The sequence below is a fragment of the Streptomyces sp. NPDC053367 genome, assembly GCF_044545925.1.
Lineage (GTDB): Bacteria > Actinomycetota > Actinomycetes > Streptomycetales > Streptomycetaceae > Streptomyces.
Window position 1 is genome coordinate 1 of sequence record NZ_JBITYN010000021.1, and the last position, 17,505, is coordinate 17,505.

Consider the following 17,505-nt stretch of genomic DNA (forward strand, 5'->3'; position numbering starts at 1 on the left):
AAGCCGCATCGCCGACCAACTCGGCATCTCCCAGATGCACGTCTCACGCCTCATCACCCGCTGCTGCGCCAAAGTCCGGGCGGAGGCACTGGGCGAGAGTCGATGACGGCCCCCAGCGAGCGCGTGGAGCGCGCGGGGTCCCGTTCCGTGGCGATCACCAGTGCGGCCGCGGCACGGCGGTACGTCAGGACGCTGGTGGAGGAAAGGTGGCGGGGCCCCTCGGGGCCGGCGGCGGAGGAGTCCGTGACCGACCTCCTGCTGGTCGTCTCGGAGCTCGTCACCAACGCCATCCGGCACGGCGGCGGCCTCGCCCGCTTCGAGGCGTCTCTCGCCACCGAGGGAGTACGGCTGGGCGTCCACGACCACAGCGACGCGATGCCGCCGGCCGCGTACGGGCAGAGCCCGCTGCCCCGACCCGGCTCGGGCGGCGGCTACGGGTGGCCGCTCATCATCCGGCTGGCCCGCGAGATCCGGGTCCGGCACCGCCGGGAGGGCGGCAAGGCGATCGACGTGCTGGTACCGCTGCGCTGACCCGCGGGGCACCGTCCCGCGGGTCGGCCGGCCTCACCACGGCAGGAAGACGTGCACGTCCTTGCCGTCCTCCCGCACCACCACGCTGACCTGCTCCCCCAGCGTCTGGATCAGGTACCAGCCGATGCCGCCGCCGCCCTCGCCGGGGCGGAAGGCGCGCGGAGAGGGCGGGGTGGTGCTGGTGTCCCCCAGCGTCACGTGGACACCGTCGAAGGTCCTGCGCATCGCCAGCCGGAACGGGCCCGGCGCGTACTGCACCGCGTTGGCCGCGAGTTCCGCCACCACCAGCAGGATGTCGTCCCACGGCTCGGGCGCCGACGGCGGGTCGGACCGGCTGAGGTCGGCCAGAAAGGCCTCGGCGGTCAGCCGGGCGTCCGTCACGTTCTCCAGCCGTCCGTCGAACGCGGCGACGCACTCCCGCGTGTTGTCGTACGACGGCTTCTCGCTCCACCGCGGTTCGGTCGACATCGCACCTTCCTGGCCGCTCCATGGCAACTGTGTGACTTCAGGTCCTGTCTTCGAGGACCCCTGTTTCCATACGGCTGGTTCCCCCAGCGGCGATCTCTACGCGCGAGCAGCGCCGCCATCAGTCCCAGCCGGGCGCGGACGGGCCGCTCCTCGACCCCCGAAGTGCGCGCCCCGACGGCCGGATTCGCGGCAGGGGCGACATGCTCCGCAGTGAGGCTGCGGCGGTCGTACGTTCCGCGCAGAGGTCCGTCGAACGGCTGCGGGTGCACGGCTCGCAGGGGCGCGCGCGGCGCGGGCGCCCTGGACGTGCAGATCAGCCCCGGCACCTGTGCCCGCGCCCGGTCCGGAACCGGCAGCGCGTCACCACCCGCCTCGACGCCGCCCAGGGGGCCGGCCCGCCCGGGCGAGCACGGCACGAACCGGGCCACGGACCGCCTGGCCTTCGACGCCGGGTGCAACAGTGCGCACATGGCCGAAGGGGGCGGCGCCGAGCGCCGCCCCCTCCTGACGTGACCACGCGTCAGCCGCGCAGCAGACGTGCGAGACCGCCACGCGTGTTCCGCCCGGCTCGGCGGCCCATCGCGTACGAGCCCGCGCTGAGCGCGGTGACACCCGCGCCGACGCCCGCGGCCAGCAGCTTGCGGTGGGCGATCGCCGTCCAGGCCGTCTTGGCGACCGTGGCGACCTGACCGGACGCCGTGACGAGCGCCTGACGCCCCGTCTCGACACCGGCGGCCACCGCGTGGGCCGCACCGCTCGCCGTCTCCGCCGCGCGCTCGGCGCCGCCCTTCGCGGCCGACGCGGCGTCACCCGCGGAGGACGCCGCCTTCTTCGCCGCGCCGCTCGCCGGTGCCGCCGCCTTGTCGGCCGCCTGCCGGGCCTTCGACGCGGTCCCCTGCTCCGGCGCGGACTTCGGGCTCGTCTCGTTCTTCTGTTCAGTCATGGACTTCGCGTTGCCCCTCACCGGAGCGGCAAACGTCCCGGCTTCTCCCACCCCTCGGGCGGTCCCCCGCGGCAGCGCGACCCGGGGCCGTACGCCGGTGTGATGAAATCCCCGCGAAGACGGCATCTCCCCGAGGGGACAGGACGGAGAGACGGAGACGTCATGGCGAGCGGACGCGGCACCGGTGGGGCGGCAGGGGCCACCCATCCGCTGCCGACGCGTGCGCTCGTCCGGAAGTCCGGGCGGGCCCGGCGATTGCTCGCCGCCGGGGAGTGGCGGCCCGCCGCACCGGACGGCGAGGCGGCCGCGGCCGTCCTGGCCCGCCTCACCGCCCCGCTCCCGACCCGGCGCCCGCCGACGCACCTGACCTCACCCCAACTCACTTCACCGGCACGGCCGTCGAAGGACCTGACCTCGACGGCGGACCGGGACCGCCGGCTCCAGCGCGTCCTGCGCACCCCCCTGCACCACCTCGACGCGGGTGCCGTCAGCCCGCCCGCCGCCGCCCTGCCGGCCGCCGTCGCCCGGGCCCCGCTGCCCTGGCACTCCCACCCCGGCCCCCCGGCCGCCGCGGCCGCCCCGAGGTACGGGTGTGCCGGTGCGGCCGTGACGCCGACCGAGGCGGGCGAGGGTCTGCTCCCCGAACTGGCCCGGCTGTTCGGCCGTTTGGCAGCGCCGCGCCCGCCGGGGGCCGCTCCCCTCACGCCGTCGGCCGTGCCCTGGCAGGTGTCGTACACGGGCCGGTTCCGTCGCCACGGCAGGCCCGCGCCCGGCGTGTGGACGGCCGAGACCGTCCGCTGCCCCGGGTGCGGGGGCGCGGCCGGTCCGTGGACGGTGAGCTGCGACTGGCGCCGGATCACGCTCGGGTGTCCGTGCGGGGTGGTGTCCCGCGAGCACGGCCTCGCCCTCTCCGAGGTGTGGCTCGTCCTGCCGGACGTGTGACGGGGCCGGTCAGAATCTCCGGCACACCTCTTGACCACCGATACCTACCGGCCAGTACGCTCTCGCCACCCCTCAGCGACACCCGCGTACTCCCCCATGCGGCTGCGGCGAACCACGCCCCCTCGGGCACGCCCCCGCATGCCCGCAGGTGCTGCTCCCGTGACCCGGGAGGCGCCCCGCGCCATGCCGTCGGACCGCGCCGCACCGCTTCCCCGCATCACTTCCCCAACCGCACCCAGTGAGGTCCCCTCGTGAAGAGACGCATTCCGGCCGCGGCCGCCGCAGCTGCCGGTGTTCTTCTCGCCGTCCAGGCGTCCGCTCCCGCCCAGGCTGCGGGCTCCGCCTTCGACTCGGCGAGCCATCCCGTCCTTTTCGTGCACGGCTACAACGGTGCCGCCGGCAACTGGAACACCATGGCCGACCGGTTCCGCGCGGACGGCTGGCCGTCCTCCCACCTCGACCAGTGGTCGTACGACTCGCGCCAGTCGAACACCACGACCGCCCAGCAGCTGTCCGCGGAGGTCGACCGGCTCCTCGCGGCCACCGGCGCCGCGCAGGTCGACATCGTCAGCCACTCCATGGGAGGGCTCTCCTCGCGCTACTACCTCAAGAACCTCGGCGGGACCTCCAAGGTCGACGCCTGGGTGTCCCTGGGAGGGCCGAACCACGGGACCGACAGCGCCAACAGCTGCTTCGACACGTCCTGTACGGAGATGCGCATCGGTTCCGGCTTCCTGACCGCCCTCAACTCCGGGGACGAGACCCCGGGTTCGCCCCGCTACGCGACCTGGTGGTCGCCCTGCGACACGGTGATCAACCCCGACAGCACCGTGTCCCTGTCCGGCGCCACCAACACCCGGACCGCCTGCCTCGGCCACACGGCCCTGCTCACCGACGCGACCGTCTACGCCCAGACCCGGGACATGGTCAACCGCTGACCGGCCCGCAGGGGACGTTACTGGAGAGTAGCCACCATCGGAGACCTCTTCTCCGGCCGGCCATGAATCGCATGGCCGGTCCTGGGAACTGCGCAGAGCAAGGGTGACCGAAATGCGGAGTGCGTCCGGGGCCCGGGGTTCGGCCCAGCAGCCCACGCCCCGGCGCACTCCACGAGCCCGCCGTGCAGCCGGGTGAGCACGGCGCAGGACGGGTACCCGCGCAGTCACATGGACGGCAGATGACCGTTTTCTTCAGGAACGGGCAGGTGAACGAGTATGGCCACCGTCGATCCGTACGACAGCCCTCACAACGGCGGGCCTCGGACCCGCTCCGAGGACTCCGTGGGCGAACTGGTGCAACAGGCGTCCCGGCAGCTGTCGCAGCTGGTGCGGGACGAGATGCGCCTCGCGCAGGCGGAGATGGCCCAGAAGGGCAAGCGCTACGGGCGCGGCGGCGGTCTGTTCGGCGGCGCCGGCCTGTTCGGGGTGCTGACCCTGCAGGCCCTGGCGGCCACCGCGATCGCCGCACTGTCGCTGGTCCTGGACGTGTGGCTGGCGGCACTGATCGTCACCGCGGTCCTCGGCGTGATCGCCGCAGTGATGGCGGTGACCGGCAAGAAGGAGATCGCCAAGGCGGGCTCCCCCACCCCGCAGCAGACCGTCGGCAGCGTGAAGGCCGACGTGAACGAGATCAAGGAGAGGGTGAAGCGATGACCCAGTCCCAGGACAAGCCGCAGGACAGTGAGGCCCAGACGCCCGAGGAACTGCGCACGCAGGTGGAGCGGACACGCCAGGAACTGGGCGAGACCGTCGAGGCGCTCGCCGAGAAGACCGACGTCAAGGCCAGGGCGCAGGAGAAGGCCGCGGCCGTGAAGGAGCAGGCTGCCCACAAGGTGGCCCAGGTGCGGGAGAAGGCCGGGCACACGGCCGCGCAGGTCCGCGAGAAGGCCGGCCACACGACCGCGCAGGTCCGTGACAAGGCCGGACACACGACGGCGCAGGTCCGCGAGAAGGCCGGACACACGACCGCGCAGGTCCGCGAGAAGGCCGCTCACGCCGGGCACGCGGTGCAGGAGAAGGCGCCCGAGCCCCTGCGGCAGAAGGCCGGCCAGGGCACGCGCGTCATGCGGGAGCACCGTCCCGCGCTGCTCGCCGCCGGAGCCGGGGTGGTGGCGGCCTGTGTGCTGATGCGCCGCCGTCACAAGGGGCGTCACTGAGAGCGACCGGGTCCGCCGAGACCGCCGGAGCCGTCCACGAGCGCTTCGGCCGCAGGTGCGAGGCCCGGCCTGCCGCCGGAGCCGTCCACGAGCGCTTCGGCCGCAGGTCCGAGGCCCGGCCTGCCGCCGGAGCCGTCCACGAGCGCTTCGGCCGCAGGTCCGAGGCCCGGCCCCGCCCCCTGCCGCTGATGAAGGGAGCGCTGCATGACATCTCTCCCTGGCCGCCGCGCCCTGGGCGTCGTCGCCGTCACCGTCTGCGTCCTGCTGGTCCGCCGACTGGCCCCGCCCGTGCGGAGCCGGCGGCGTGCAGGCGACACTCCCGAGCCGCCGACCGCGCGGGTGCGGGAGGAAACAGCCCCGCCGACCGGCCTGGCGCTGGAGCAGAACCGCTACCTGCGCGAGGCCGACGCCCGGCTCCAGCAGTACTGGGACCTGCTGAGGCCGCTGTACCCGCAGGCACAGAGCGCGGGCGAACCGTCCTTCCACCGGCTGTGAGACAGCCCCGCGGGCGCCGGCTGTGAGACAGCCCCGTGGGCGCCGTAATGTTGCGGTGATCATCGTCGCGACGAGCGCACACGGGGGCACACATGAGCATCCATCGTCCAGGGCTGCCCGAGGACCTGCCGCCCGGCGAGGTGCTGTGGGCCAGGTGGGCGCTGCTCGCCGCCGTGGAGGCGACCGCCGAGGCGGAGGCGCGCCGGAGCGGTCACCGGACCGGGCGCTGGATCGACGAGGCCGGACTCCACTGGGACGACGCCGGCTGCACCTGGTGGATCATGAGCAGGATGGGCGCGGGCCGGTTCGTGCTGTACGGCGAGGACGAGTCCAGCGGCGTCAAGTGGCACGAGCCGCCCGTCGACGTGCTCGCGGGCGGCCCCGACTGGCTGCCGTACGAGGAGCTGCGGGACCGGCTCACCGGTGCCGAACTCGGCTGTGTGTACTGGTACGAGAACGGGACCTGGGGCCGGGCCCCCTATCCGGACGACCTCGACGACGACGGCCTGGACTGCGGCATGAGCGACTTCGTCGACCGGGACCAGGTGCTCCGGGAGCTGGCGCTCCGTCTCGAAGCGGGTTCCGGACCGGACCTCGCGGGCCTGCTGGCGGAAGCCGAGGCGTTCCGGCTGGAGCCGGGGCGGCTGCTCGAGCGGCTGCGCCCCGTCTCCTCCGACGGTGATCCGCTGGACCCGCCGGCCGTGGCGAGGGCTCTCGCACGGGCGGATCTCTCCGTGCGGGCCCTGTCCGGCGGATGACGGCCGCCTCGCACGCGCGCCGGAGCTCCCTCACCGGACATCACACCCGCCCTGACGTCACCCTCGTCCGGGTCGGCGCCATCGCCCAGCGGATCCCGGCGGTCACCGCCGTGCCGAGGGGCCGTACGAGCAGGTCCTCGGCCAGGGAGATCCGGGGCAGCCGCAGCTCGCGGGAGGCCCAGGCCGGCAGCAGTGAGACGGCGTTGGCGGCGACCACGGCGTACGGCAGGCGTGCGGGCGGGGGGATCGGGGGCCGCAGCAGCAGGAAGCGGGCCGTGTCGCGGGCCTCCGGGGTGGCCCGCAGCTCGCCTCGGAAGGCGGCCAGGCACCGGGCGAGTCCGGCCTGGTCCCTCGGGGGGTCGGGCACACCGAGTGCCGTGGCGATCCGGGCCATGTCGGCGACGTAGCCGTCGCAGCCCGCGTCGTCCAGCGGATGGGCGCCGTAGCGCTGGTGGGCGCGCAGGAAGCAGTCGACCTCCGCGATGTGCACCCAGCACAGCAGATGCGGGTCGGACGCGAGGTAGGCCCGGCCGTCGGATGCCCTGCCGCGGACGGACTCGTGCACGGCCCGGACCTGGTCGCAGGCCTCCTGGGCGCTGTCGGCGGGGCCGTAGGTGGTGACCGCGAGGAAGGTGCTGGTCCGCTGGAGCCGGCCCCACGGGTCGCCGCGGAACCCGGAGTGTCCGGCGACGGCGGCCATGGCCAGCGGGTGCAGCGACTGGAGCAGCAGGGCGGCAAGGCCGCCGGTGAACATCGCGGCGTCGCCGTGCACCCTGCGCACGGGCCGGTCGGGCCCGAACCAGCGCGGTCCCGGCGTGCCGTGGATACGGGCGCGGTTCGCCGGACCCTCCGGCCCGGCCACCCGGGAGAGGATCGCCTCGCCGATCCGGTCGCGCGCGGGCCCGAGGTCCGGCAGGAGTCTCATGGCGGCGAACCTCCTTCCACACCCCATTGTCCCGTGTCCCTTCCGGTCTCAAGGGGGCACGGCGCCACCCTGTCGGCCCGAGCGCGTCGCCGGCCCGGCTCCGAACGAGTGGACTCGCCTCGGGGCGCGGCGCAGCGGGGGACCTGCCCGGCGGCGCGGGTGGTGATGTGACCGTCGAAGCCCCCGCTCCGGAAGAGGCACCCGACATGCGACGTACCCCGTCCCGCCGTCTGCTCACCGCGGTCCTGCTCGCGGCGTCCGTGCTCGGCCCGGTTGCGGTGTCCCCCGCCACCGCGGTGCACGCCGCGGGCATCGACCGGTACGACCGACATGACGGCGGGCATGACCGGGAGGGCCGGGACGGCCGGGACGACTGCCCGTCGCACGGCCTGCCGTCCGAGCTGACCGCCCGGCTGGACCGGGCCGTCGAGGACGTCCGCCGCCAGGCCGGCATCCCCGGGGTCGTCGTCGGGCTGTGGATGCCGGGCAAGGGGAGCTACGTCCGCGCCACGGGCGTCGCCGACAAGGTCACCCGCGCGCCGATGACCAGCGATGTGTTCGTACGGATCGGCAGCGAGACCAAGACCTTCACCGTCACCGCGCTGCTGCAGCTCGTCGACGAGGGGCGGATCGGTCTCGACGACCCGATCTCCGCGTACGTCGACCATGTGCCGGACGGCCGCCACATCACCCTGCGGCATCTCGCCGGGATGCGCAGCGGCCTGTTCCCCTACACCTCCGACGCCGACTTCCAGCACGACCTGCTCAGCGACCCGAGCCGCACCTTCACCCCCCGCGAGGTGCTCGCGTACGGCTTCAGGCACAAGAACGCCTTCGCCCCGGGCCGGCAGTTCGAGTACTCCAACACCAACCTCGTCCTCCTCGGCCTCGTCGTCGAGAAGGTCAGCGGTCAGCGGCTCGCCGACTTCGTCGACCGGCAAATCCTGCGCCCGGCGCACCTGCGGCACACGCTGTTCCCGGCGGACTCCGCGATCCCCGAGCCGCACCCGCGCGGGTACACCGACCAGACGCTGAACGCTGCCACCGTCGACGCCACGGACTGGAACCCCAGCTGGGCCTGGGCGGCCGGGGCCATGATCTCCGACCTGCACGACCTGCGACGCTGGGCGAGGATCGTCGCCACCGGCACCCTGCTGCGGCCGCAGACGCAGGCGCAGCGGCTCAGGATGCTGCCGACCGGCATTCCCGGCACCGGCTACGGCCTCGGCATCTTCGAGAGCGGCGGCTGGATCGGGCACAACGGCTCCATCCCCGGGTACGAGACCGTCACCGTGTACCTGCCCTCGCGCAAGGCGACCCTGGTGCTCATGCTCAACACCGACATCACCTACCAGGGCCAGGAGCCGTCCTCGCTGGTGGCCCGGGCGATCACCGAGATCGTCACGCCGGACAACGTGTACGACCGCCCGGTCCCGCCGCGCTAGACGGCCCTGGGCGCCCGGTGCGGACGCGACGGGCCACCGCGCGGGCCGCCGCCGTTCAGCGCACCCTGGATGCATGAGCCGCCGCGTTACGGTCACCCGGCCGGTGAGGTCCGTGACGTGCAGGCGGTGCGGACCCGCGCGGGAAGACGGAGGCCAGTGGATGATCAAGATCGCCGACATCCGGGAGTGGCGCGACCAGGACGTGGTCGACGAGGGCGGCAAGAAGATCGGCACCCTCGAGTCGGTCTACGTCGACACCGCCACCGACGAGCCTGCGTTCGCGACCGTCACCGTCGGGCTGCCCACGCGGCACCGCCTGGTCTTCGTGCCCCTGGCCGACGCCACCGTGGGCCCCGGCTATCTGAAGGTCGCCCACCCCAAGGCCCTCGTGAAGGACGCCCCGTCCATCGACACCGACGGGGTGCTGGCGGCCGAGGATGAGCCGCCCGTCTTCGCCCACTACGACATCGCCTACGTACCCGGCGCGGGCGGCGAACGCCGTCTCGCCCGCCGCTGACACGAGGGAGGCGAGCCGTGGCCTGGGTGCTGTTCCTGATCCTGGTGGCCGTCGTCCTCGGCCTCGTCGGGGCCGTGGCCGACGGGCTGGCCTATCTGCTGGCCATCGGCACCGTCGTCTTCGTCGTGGCGCTGGTCCTCGCCGTCGCCCTCCTGCGCCGCACGGGCCGCCGCCCCGTCCGCTGAGCGGCCGGTGACCGGGGCCGGGCGGCTCAGCCCCGCAGCGCCGCCGTCAGGCCGTTCAGCCGCAGCCGGGTGGCGCCGCGCAGGTGGGGCAGGTCGTGCTCGGGCACCTCGGAGGCGGTGAGGAAGGCCGCCTGCTCGGTCCAGCGCAGGTGGGTACCGTCGGCGTCCGGGCGCAGTTCGACCGTCACCAGCGAGCTCCACCGCGGGACGTCGTCGACGACGGACGTGTAGGCGTAGACGATCCGCGAGGCCGGGACGATGTCCAGGTAGCGGGAGGTGCAGGCGAGCCGCTCCGGCGCCGCGCCCAGGACGGGGAAGACGCTCGACGCCGTCTCGCCGCCGCCCACGGTGAAGTCGTGCGCGTATCTCGCGTCCCGGCCGGGCAGCCGGAACCACCGGCGCCGGACTTCCGTGTCGGCGAAGGCGGCGAAGACCGCAGTCGGCGGCGCGTCCAGCCGCAGTTCGACGGTGAAGGTGTCGTGCCGCACGCCTGGAGCCGGGCTGCCGCCCTGCCCGTCGGCGGCCGGGTCGGGCGCGTTGGCCCCGGTGGTGGCCATGGTCACCTCGGTGTGGCGTCGTGGCGGACCGGGCCGCGGAGGGCCGGCGCCCGGTGATTACCATCCGTATGAAACGTGGGCGCGGCCGTCGCGATCAAGGCCCCGCCCATACGCACTTTCACGTCAGCTACGCACGCGGAGGGAAGCAGGGCATGGGTTCCGAGCCGCGCTCCCGGCCGGTCGCCGCGGGAGTGGCCCCGGAGTGCGCGGCGACCATCGAACTGGTGCGGGACGTGCTCGCGAGGGTCGGCGACAAGTGGACCGTGCTGGTCGTCACGGCGCTCACCGACGGCCCGTTGCGCTTCACGGCCCTGCACCAGCGGATCGACGGGGTGTCCCAGCGGATGCTGGGCCACACGCTCCGCTCGCTCACCCGCGACGGCCTGGTCACCCGCACGGCCTACGCCGAAGTTCCGCCCCGCGTCGAGTACGCGCTCACCCCGCTGGGCCGCTCGCTCGGCGACACCGTCGGGCATGTCGTGGGCTGGGTGCAGGCGCACCAGGTGGAGATCCTCCGCAACCGCGTCGCGTTCGACGGGGACGGCCCGGCGGCGCGGTGAGGAGACGCTTCGTCGCCCTTGCGCGGCAGGTAGGTTGGGCGGGTGTCCGATCTTCCGATGATCCTGCTGCTGTCGGGGAGCCTGCGAGCCGGTTCCACCAACGAGGCCGTTCTGCGCACCGCGCACTCCGTGGCGCCCTCCGTGAAGGTCCACCCGGTCCTGTACGCCGGTCTGGCAGCTCTGCCGCACTTCAACCCCGATGACGACACCGACCCGTCGCCCGCGCCGGTGGCCGAGCTGCGGGCGGTCATCGACGCGGCGGCCGGGATCCTGATCTGCACGCCGGAGTACGCCGGTACGCTGCCGGGTTCGTTCAAGAACCTCCTCGACTGGACCGTCGGCGGCACCGAGATCTGCGACAAGCCGGTCGCGTGGATCAACGCGGCCGCCCCGAGCCGTGGTCAGGGAGCCGAAGCCACCCTGCGGACCGTACTGGGCTACACCGGAGCAGCCGTCGTGGAACCGGCCTGCCTCAAGATCCCGGTGAGCCCGGCGACGATCGGGGAGGACGGCCTCCTCACGGACCCGGACGCGCGTCGCCGAATCGCCGAGGTGCTCGACCTGTTGGCGACGTACGCGGCGGGGCAGGCCCCGGCGGAAGAGGCGTGACACCTCGCCGCCCTCGCCTTCCCACCGGCCGGAACCTCCGGGGATCATGAGGCATGCACCCGGACGACTGGCATCTGACCGACGACCTCGACGCGTTCCTGGCACGCACGGATGCGTTCCTGCGCTCGCGCCCCGTTCTGCACAACACACCGCTGACCGTGTTCGAGAAGCTGCGCACCGAGGGGGTGCGGGCACACGGCGAACAGCCGCCCGTCTTCGGGCACTTGGAGCGGCGCGGGGAGGTCCGGGCCGTCTTCTACCGCCTTCCGCCCCGCGGGCTGAGCGTCACCCCGCTCTCCCCGGGCCAGGCCGACGGCCTCGCCGCCCGTCTCGTCGCCCTCGGATACGCCCTTCCCTCTATCGGCGCGGAGGAGAGCACCGCCGCCGCGTTCGCCTCGGCATGGCAACGGCACACCGGCGCGACACCGGCGCCGCGGGTCCGGCTCCACCTGTACCGCCTCGGCACGCTCACCCCTCCGGAGCCGTTCCCGGCCGGCCGGGGCCGACTCGTGGACGAGGAGCGACACGAGCAACTCATGCGGTGGTGCGGGGAGTTCGCGGCGGACGTCGGGGAGGACGTCACCATCGACGCCGCCACCTGGGCGGACACCCGCTTCGCCGAGAAGCGGTACACCTTCTGGGAGACCCCGGACGGCACGCCCGTCTCCATGGCCGGGGTGAACCCGATGGTCGCCGGCATGGTCCGGGTGGACCCGGTCTACACCCCGGCCCGGCTGCGCGGTCGCGGCTACGCGGGCGCCGTGACCGTGGAGGTGAGCCGGGCCGCGCTGGCCGCGGGCGCCGAGGAGGTGGTCTTGTACACCGACGCGGCCAACCCGACCAGCAACGCCCTCTACCAGCGCCTCGGATACGTGCGGGTCGCCGACTGGGCCGCGTACGACTTCACGTACGGAGCGTGATCATTCCCTGTCCATCTCGTCGTGGTGCGCGGGGGTGCGGCCGAACGACCGCGGGGGCGCGAGCCCGGCGACCACCTCGGTGAGGACGGTGCATGCCTCCTCGATCTTGCGGAAGGTGGTGTCGCGCTCGGCGACGACGGCCACCAGCAGCAGGGTGGTGAGCGCCGCCGCCCCGTTGAGCCCCTGCAGGACGACCATGTTCTCGACGATGCTGCGGTTCGCGAACGGTCCGAGATGGTGGGTGGTCGCCACCACCGTGAGCACCGACAGCACCAGCACACACGCGGCGGCGTCGACCAGGCGGGTGCGCAGCGCCGCCCAGATCAGCAGCGGGAAGACCAGGAACAGCAGATGGAGCGGGCTGTGGGTGACGGCGGTCGTGACCGTCGCCGTGGCCGCCACGAGCACCGCCGGCTCGATCCACTCCCGCAGGGCCGCCTCACGCAGCGGCAGGGCGGCCCGCGCGCCGAGCAGCAGCGGCGCGACCACCAGGACGCCCATCGCGTCCCCGGTCCACCAGGCGGACCACACCGACCAGAACTCGTCCGCAGCGAGCCCGCCGGTGACGAGCAGGGTCACGCTGCCCACCCCGGAGCTGATCAGCATCCCGGCGAAGGCACCGCCGAAGACCAGCGCCAGTCCGTCTCTGAGCCGGTCGAGCTCGACCCGCACACCGATCCGCCGGAGCAGCAGGTAAGAGCAGAGCGGGCCCGCCGTGTTCCCGGCGGCGATGGCGAGGGCGGCCCAGGTGAGCGGGCCGAGGCTCGCCATGACGAGCAGGGCCCCGAGGGCGATGCCGGGCCAGATCCGGACTCCGAGGAGCAGCAGCGCGGCCAGCGCCACACCGGTGGGCGGCCACAGCGGGGTGATGCGGGCGCCCTCGACGACGACCTGAGCCAGCAGGCCGAGTTTCCCGGTGACGGCGTAAGCGAGCGCGACGGCGAGGATCGTGCCCCCTGTCGCAGCCGGGCGCCGCAGGCCCACGAAACGCACCACGTACGCCATCACATGCTCTGCCGGGCGGGGAGGGCGCGTGACACGCCGGGTGCGGACCGATCATCACCCTTGTCGCACCGTCAGCTGGGTCGTCAGCCGGCACCCAGCACCAGTACGGCCGCGTCGTCGGTGTGTCCGGTCAGCTCGGCCACCTCGATGATCTGCGCCGCGAGCCGGTCGGGGTCGCTGCCCACGCCGGCCCGGGCGAGGGCCAGCACCTGTTGCAGTCCGGCCTCGATCGGGAACGCCGGTCCCTCCAGTACGCCGTCGGTGACCATGACGATCACGCCCTGCGGGGGCAGGCGGTGGTGGGTGACGGGAAAGCTCGCGCCGGTCACGACGCCCAGCGGGACGCCCCCCTCGTCCTCGATGAGCCCGCCGCGCCCGCCGGGCGCCGCCCAGACGGTGGGGACATGACCGGCCCGGGCCGTGAGGACGTCCCCCGTGCGCGGGTCGAGGCGCAGGAAGCTGCAGGTCGCGAAGAGGCCGGAGTCCATCGACAGGAGCAGGTCGTTCGTCCGGCTGAGCACTTCCCCGGGGTCGGTGGTGAAGGCAGCGACCGCGCGCAGTCCTATGCGTATCTGCCCCATGAAGGCGGCCGCCTCCACGTCATGGCCCTGGACGTCGCCGACGGAGAACGCCAGCGACCCGTCCGGCAGCCGGAACGCGTCGTACCAGTCGCCGCCGATGTCCAGCCCGGACCGCGCGGGCGCGTACCGGGCGGCGGCCCGCAGCCCCGGTACCTCGGGAAGACCGCCCGGCAGCATCTCGCGCTGCAGCACCTCGGCCAGCTCGAGCCTCGCCCGGTGCAGCTCCGTCCGCTCCAGCGCCTGCGTGGTGAGCCGGTTCAGCTCGGTCAGCAGGGTGTCGGCGTTCACCGGCCGACGGAAACGATGACGGAACATGGGCCCTCCGAGGCGCTCCGGCCATCAGTCACCACATGACGACCACGCGACCACCCGAGGCCCGCCTTCCGTCCGGGACCCGACCCGTGGTCCGCCGCCGGTCGGCAACCGCCCGGCACGGAGAGGGCCCTGGGTGGGCCCCAGAGCCGATCGTAGTGCCGGGACCCGCATGGGCGCCCATCGAGAAGCCGCGGGCGGGAGGGGCGGGGCCCGGCGGGCGGCCGGGCTCGCGGGCGGCCGGGCTTCGGGTCCGGGCTGGTGGGCCCTCCCCCGCCCGGCCTACTCCCGCCCCGCCCGTTCCACCAGAAACCACCCCGCGAGGGCCATCGCGACGGCTGCCGGGGCGCTCACCTGCACGGCGACGAGCGTGGCCGTGTGCCCCTCCAGAAGTCCGCCGAAGCCGGTCATCGACAGGCCGAGGACGCCGAGCAGCGCCAGGGTGATCCCGAGCGCGGCGAGCCGCCCGCCGCCCCGGCCGGGGGTGAGCGCGCCGGCCGGCCGGGCGGACGGCTGTTCGAAGCGGCGGAAGAGGGCCACCAGCAGCGCGGTGACGACGGCCGCGGCGATCAGCCGCGGCGGGGTCTGGGCCCACCAGCCGGCCGACGCGGGCTCCGGGAGCCGGGTGCCGAGGGCGAGCAGCGTGCCGTACACGCCGAGCATCGCGGTCAGGTGCCACAGGAACGCGGTCATCGCGACCCCGTTCGCGGCGACGACCGCGCGCCAGACCCGCGCCCGGGCGGCGAACCGGGCGCCGGGCCCCTTCAGCAGCTCGACCGCGCCCACCAGCCACAGGCCGTGGCAGAGCAGGGCGAGGGTCGGCGGGGCCATGTTGGAGACCTTCTCGCCGGGCATGCCGACCATGGACAGCGGGTACGGCCCGAACCGGACGAGCAGCCCCGCGCCCGTGAGACCGGCGGCGGCGAGGAGGCCGGGGCGGCGCAGCAGGCCGTCGGCGCGCAGGAAGCCGAGCTGGTGGATCGCCAGCCAGACGAGGCCGAAGTTCAGGAACCCGACGTACGGCACACCGCCCGCGAACCTCAGCAGGTCCACCAGGACCGCACCCGCGGTCAGCGCGGCGAAGGCGCCCCAGCCCCATCGGACGTGCAGCCGCAGCAGCGGCGGGGTGAAGGCGACCATCGCGAGGTAGATGCCTGTGAACCACAGGGGCTGGGCGACGAGCCGCAGGGCGACACCGGTCAGACCGTCGTCCGCGCCGAGCAGCTGGACGGCGAGGGCGAGGGCGCTCCACACGCCGATGAACACCGTCGTGGGCCGCAGCAGCCGCTGCAGCCGGGCGCGCAGGAAGTCCGCGTACTGCGGCCGCGACCGGTGGGCCAGCGCGTGCGAGAAGCCCCCGACGAAGAAGAACACCGGCATGACCTGCAGGGCCCAGGTGAGGATCTGCAGGCCGGGGACGACGGCGAGCAGGTTGCCGACCTGCCCCTCGGGGGTGACGGCGGCCATCAGCCAGTGCCCGAGGACGACGACCGCGAGCGAGGCGACCCGCAGCAGGTCGACATAGCGGTCCCGGGACGCGGGGGTGGCGGCGGCCAGTTCCCGGGCACTTGGGCCGTGGCCGGCGCGGCTTGCGATGATTCCCATGCGAGGACGGTGCCGCAGGCCCGGGGGCCGGCATCAGGGCTCGGATACTCAACTCGCGTCTGAGTACGGCTCGTCGGCGTCCGCGGGCATATCGTGACCCGGAGTCGTCTCCCCGTCACGCACCGGAGGTCGACTCGCCCCTTCGTCCTCGATCAGTTGAGAGGTCTCGATGCCCGAACTCGCGGATGCCGTCGAATCGGTGGAGCAGCTCACCGTCGTATGGCGCGCCATGGTGCTCGACCGGGACCCCGCCGCCGATGTACGCGACCTTCCGGGTATCGCCGTCCGGTGGGCCGACTGCCGGTTCGCGTTCTGGAACTGCGTCACGCTGACGGAAGCCGGCCCGGACGAAGGGCTGTTGGGGCGGCGATTGCAGGAGGCGGCGGACATCATGCGCGCCAAGAGCCGTCCGGGCTTCCTGTGGGTCTTCGACGGCCTCCTCGACGGCGAGGCCCGCGCGGAGCTGGACGCGGCGGCCGAACGGGCGGGCCTGGCGTACGCCTTCCCCGGCGTCGGCATGGCCGGGGACCTGCTGCCCCTCCCCGAACCGGCCCACCCCGAGCTGACGTTCGTCCGCGTGACCACCGACGCGGACCTGCGCGCGTACGCGGACCTCAACTCGCGTGCGTACGGCTTCCCGCCGGAGGACGGCAGGGACGGGCTCGACGGCTCCACGCTGTGGAAGGAGCGGGTGTACGCCTATCTGGGCCTGCGCGACGGCGTGCCCGTGACCTGTGCGGCGACGGTCGAGGCGGAGGGCCGCCTGTTCGTGGTGCTCGTCGCGACCGACCCGGGCTTCGAACGCCGGGGCTACGGCGAGGCGGTGACCCGCAAGGCGCTGTACGAGGGGGCGCGGGTGACCGGGCTGACCCGCGCCACCCTGCACGCGACCGCCGCCGGGGCGCCGGTGTACCCGCGCATCGGATTCGTACCGAACTCCCCGATCCGCTTCTACGGCCTCAAGGTCTGAACTCCCCGCGCGGGCGCGGAGGGAAGGGCGGAGCCGACCGGATTCGAACCGGCGTCCTCGCGGTTTTGGAGACCGCGCGCGACGACCTCTGCGCTACGGCTCCGCCCCGCGGGCCACCCTAGCGCGCGGCGCGGATCACACCTTGCGCCACTTGGCCTGTCCGAAGGAGAACGCGCCGAACAGCGCCAGTCCGACGGCGACGGCGATCAGGAGCCAGGGGCCTGCCGGGGTGTGGGCGAAGGAGCGGATCGTGTCGTCCATGCCCTTGGCCTTGTCGGGGTCGAAGGTGATGGCCGCCTCCAGGCCGAAGACACCGATCGCGGCGAGGACGAGCCCGCGGGCGACGCCGCCGGCCACGCCCGTGACGTCCATGAAGCGGCGCTGCCCCTGCGAGAGGCCGGACCAGGCCAGGTGCTTGCGGTACTTGCGCAGGACGGCCCGGCCGGCGATCCACACGCCGGCGGCGACGACACCGGCGGCCACCAGCCCGACCCACCAGGGGCCGCCGGGCAGGTCGAGGAGGCGGCGGGTGATGTCGTCGCTCTGCCGGTCGGTCGAGCCGGCGCCGCTGCCCCGGCCGCCTGCCGCGAAGGACAGCACGAGGAAGGACGAGACGCCGTAGAAGACGCACCGGGCGGCGGACATGAGGCGCTTGCCCGTACGCTCGCCCTTGGGTCCGGCCCCGCCGAGGAAGGCTTCCGACAGCCGCCAGAGCGCCATTCCGGCCAGGCCGATGCCGAGGGCCCACAGGAGCCCGGCTCCGAACGGCGTCGTGGCGACATCGGCCAGGGCCCCGCCCCGGTCCGCCTGTTCGTGGGTGTCCGTCAGGGCTATGCGCACGGCCAGCGCTCCCACGAGCAGATACAGCACGCCACGCGCCACGAAGCCCGCCCGGGCGCCTGCCCGGACGGCGTCTCCTCGGGCCGCTCGTCTCGCCACTGCCGCGGACGTCCCCGCTGCGGTCATGATCGTCACTCCCCTCGGCTCTGGTCAGTCGTGTGCCCGCGTCCCGTCGGCCGAAT

Annotated in this window: 23 protein-coding genes and 1 tRNA gene; 15 read left to right on the forward strand and 9 right to left on the reverse strand. The window is 73.8% G+C overall.

All coding sequences use genetic code 11. The features are described from left to right. Both ACIGXJ_RS36655 and ACIGXJ_RS36660 read left to right on the forward strand, forming a co-directional pair. A partial coding sequence (locus tag ACIGXJ_RS36655; protein ID WP_399655240.1) for a sigma factor-like helix-turn-helix DNA-binding protein occupies positions 1-106 on the forward strand: 106 nt, incomplete at its 5' end. Beyond that, positions 103-531, forward strand: a complete 429-nt coding sequence (locus ACIGXJ_RS36660; RefSeq protein ID WP_399655143.1) for an ATP-binding protein — start codon at positions 103-105, stop codon at positions 529-531. The genes ACIGXJ_RS36655 and ACIGXJ_RS36660, both read left to right, overlap by 4 nt. A gap of 33 nt (positions 532-564) precedes the next feature. On the opposite strand, the gene ACIGXJ_RS36665 is transcribed toward ACIGXJ_RS36660, so the two are convergent. Next, positions 565-999 carry an ATP-binding protein gene (locus ACIGXJ_RS36665; RefSeq protein ID WP_399655145.1) on the reverse strand — a complete coding sequence of 145 codons (435 nt, stop codon included), beginning with the start codon at positions 997-999 and terminating at the stop codon, positions 565-567. A 520-nt stretch (positions 1,000-1,519) separates the two neighbouring features. Beyond that, complete coding sequence (locus tag ACIGXJ_RS36670; RefSeq protein ID WP_399655148.1) at positions 1,520-1,942, reverse strand: hypothetical protein; 423 nt, start codon at positions 1,940-1,942, stop codon at positions 1,520-1,522. Positions 1,943-2,104: 162 nt separating this feature from the next. On the opposite strand from ACIGXJ_RS36670, the gene ACIGXJ_RS36675 reads away from it, so the two are divergent. From ACIGXJ_RS36675 to ACIGXJ_RS36700, 6 genes are all read left to right on the forward strand, one after another. After that, positions 2,105-2,884 carry a hypothetical protein gene (locus tag ACIGXJ_RS36675; protein WP_399655151.1) on the forward strand — a complete coding sequence of 260 codons (780 nt, stop codon included), beginning with the start codon at positions 2,105-2,107 and terminating at the stop codon, positions 2,882-2,884. A gap of 251 nt (positions 2,885-3,135) precedes the next feature. Further along, on the forward strand, positions 3,136-3,822 hold the full coding sequence (locus tag ACIGXJ_RS36680; protein WP_399655152.1) for an esterase/lipase family protein: 687 nt from the start codon (positions 3,136-3,138) through the stop codon (positions 3,820-3,822). A 276-nt stretch (positions 3,823-4,098) separates the two neighbouring features. After that, on the forward strand, positions 4,099-4,536 hold the full coding sequence (locus ACIGXJ_RS36685; protein ID WP_399655155.1) for a phage holin family protein: 438 nt from the start codon (positions 4,099-4,101) through the stop codon (positions 4,534-4,536). Continuing rightward, on the forward strand, positions 4,533-5,039 hold the full coding sequence (locus ACIGXJ_RS36690) for a DUF3618 domain-containing protein (RefSeq protein ID WP_399655158.1): 507 nt from the start codon (positions 4,533-4,535) through the stop codon (positions 5,037-5,039). Before ACIGXJ_RS36685 ends, ACIGXJ_RS36690 begins: the two co-directional genes overlap by 4 nt. 204 nt (positions 5,040-5,243) lie before the next feature. Further along, the gene (locus tag ACIGXJ_RS36695) at positions 5,244-5,534 is read left to right on the forward strand and encodes a hypothetical protein (protein ID WP_399655160.1); all 291 of its coding nucleotides are present in this window, start codon (positions 5,244-5,246) and stop codon (positions 5,532-5,534) included. A gap of 92 nt (positions 5,535-5,626) precedes the next feature. Continuing rightward, the gene (locus ACIGXJ_RS36700) at positions 5,627-6,292 is read left to right on the forward strand and encodes a hypothetical protein (protein WP_399655162.1); all 666 of its coding nucleotides are present in this window, start codon (positions 5,627-5,629) and stop codon (positions 6,290-6,292) included. A gap of 40 nt (positions 6,293-6,332) precedes the next feature. On the opposite strand, the gene ACIGXJ_RS36705 is transcribed toward ACIGXJ_RS36700, so the two are convergent. Then, complete coding sequence (locus ACIGXJ_RS36705) at positions 6,333-7,217, reverse strand: oxygenase MpaB family protein (RefSeq protein ID WP_399655164.1); 885 nt, start codon at positions 7,215-7,217, stop codon at positions 6,333-6,335. Between the two features lie 206 nt (positions 7,218-7,423). On the opposite strand from ACIGXJ_RS36705, the gene ACIGXJ_RS36710 reads away from it, so the two are divergent. The 3 genes from ACIGXJ_RS36710 (at position 7,424) to ACIGXJ_RS36720 (ending at position 9,364) form a co-directional block, all read left to right on the forward strand. Beyond that, complete coding sequence (locus ACIGXJ_RS36710; RefSeq protein ID WP_399655166.1) at positions 7,424-8,662, forward strand: serine hydrolase domain-containing protein; 1,239 nt, start codon at positions 7,424-7,426, stop codon at positions 8,660-8,662. A gap of 160 nt (positions 8,663-8,822) precedes the next feature. Next, on the forward strand, positions 8,823-9,179 hold the full coding sequence (locus ACIGXJ_RS36715) for a PRC-barrel domain-containing protein (RefSeq protein ID WP_399655168.1): 357 nt from the start codon (positions 8,823-8,825) through the stop codon (positions 9,177-9,179). A 17-nt stretch (positions 9,180-9,196) separates the two neighbouring features. Next, positions 9,197-9,364 (forward strand): hypothetical protein, encoded by a 168-nt coding sequence (locus ACIGXJ_RS36720; protein ID WP_399655170.1) that lies wholly within the window; start codon positions 9,197-9,199, stop codon positions 9,362-9,364. A gap of 26 nt (positions 9,365-9,390) precedes the next feature. On the opposite strand, the gene ACIGXJ_RS36725 is transcribed toward ACIGXJ_RS36720, so the two are convergent. Next, positions 9,391-9,921, reverse strand: coding sequence for an SRPBCC domain-containing protein (locus ACIGXJ_RS36725; protein ID WP_399655173.1), 531 nt, complete (start codon positions 9,919-9,921; stop codon positions 9,391-9,393). A 152-nt stretch (positions 9,922-10,073) separates the two neighbouring features. Between ACIGXJ_RS36725 and ACIGXJ_RS36730 the strand changes: the two genes are divergently transcribed. Genes ACIGXJ_RS36730 through ACIGXJ_RS36740 form a run of 3 tightly spaced genes read left to right on the forward strand, consistent with a single transcriptional unit; the run spans position 10,074 to position 12,010 of the window. Continuing rightward, complete coding sequence (locus ACIGXJ_RS36730; protein ID WP_399655176.1) at positions 10,074-10,481, forward strand: winged helix-turn-helix transcriptional regulator; 408 nt, start codon at positions 10,074-10,076, stop codon at positions 10,479-10,481. A 42-nt stretch (positions 10,482-10,523) separates the two neighbouring features. Next, positions 10,524-11,090 (forward strand): NADPH-dependent FMN reductase, encoded by a 567-nt coding sequence (locus ACIGXJ_RS36735; protein ID WP_399655179.1) that lies wholly within the window; start codon positions 10,524-10,526, stop codon positions 11,088-11,090. Positions 11,091-11,143: 53 nt separating this feature from the next. Further along, complete coding sequence (locus ACIGXJ_RS36740; RefSeq protein WP_399655181.1) at positions 11,144-12,010, forward strand: GNAT family N-acetyltransferase; 867 nt, start codon at positions 11,144-11,146, stop codon at positions 12,008-12,010. Here the strand turns inward: ACIGXJ_RS36740 and ACIGXJ_RS36745 are convergent, their stop codons facing one another. From ACIGXJ_RS36745 to ACIGXJ_RS36755, 3 genes are all read right to left on the reverse strand, one after another. Then, positions 12,011-13,015 (reverse strand): MASE1 domain-containing protein, encoded by a 1,005-nt coding sequence (locus ACIGXJ_RS36745; protein WP_399655184.1) that lies wholly within the window; start codon positions 13,013-13,015, stop codon positions 12,011-12,013. It abuts the gene before it with no gap. Between the two features lie 83 nt (positions 13,016-13,098). Then, complete coding sequence (locus ACIGXJ_RS36750) at positions 13,099-13,911, reverse strand: PP2C family protein-serine/threonine phosphatase (protein ID WP_399655187.1); 813 nt, start codon at positions 13,909-13,911, stop codon at positions 13,099-13,101. A gap of 279 nt (positions 13,912-14,190) precedes the next feature. Next, a complete protein-coding gene (locus ACIGXJ_RS36755; RefSeq protein WP_399655190.1) occupies positions 14,191-15,513 on the reverse strand; it encodes an acyltransferase in 1,323 nt (440 codons plus the stop codon). A gap of 169 nt (positions 15,514-15,682) precedes the next feature. On the opposite strand from ACIGXJ_RS36755, the gene ACIGXJ_RS36760 reads away from it, so the two are divergent. Beyond that, positions 15,683-16,483, forward strand: coding sequence for a GNAT family N-acetyltransferase (locus ACIGXJ_RS36760; protein ID WP_399655192.1), 801 nt, complete (start codon positions 15,683-15,685; stop codon positions 16,481-16,483). 28 nt (positions 16,484-16,511) lie between these two features. Here ACIGXJ_RS36760 and ACIGXJ_RS36765 read toward each other — a convergent pair. Both ACIGXJ_RS36765 and ACIGXJ_RS36770 read right to left on the reverse strand, forming a co-directional pair. Continuing rightward, positions 16,512-16,586 (reverse strand) — tRNA-Trp (locus ACIGXJ_RS36765). A gap of 32 nt (positions 16,587-16,618) precedes the next feature. Continuing rightward, positions 16,619-17,449 carry a DUF1206 domain-containing protein gene (locus ACIGXJ_RS36770; RefSeq protein WP_399655194.1) on the reverse strand — a complete coding sequence of 277 codons (831 nt, stop codon included), beginning with the start codon at positions 17,447-17,449 and terminating at the stop codon, positions 16,619-16,621. Between the last annotated feature and the right edge of the window lie 56 nt (positions 17,450-17,505).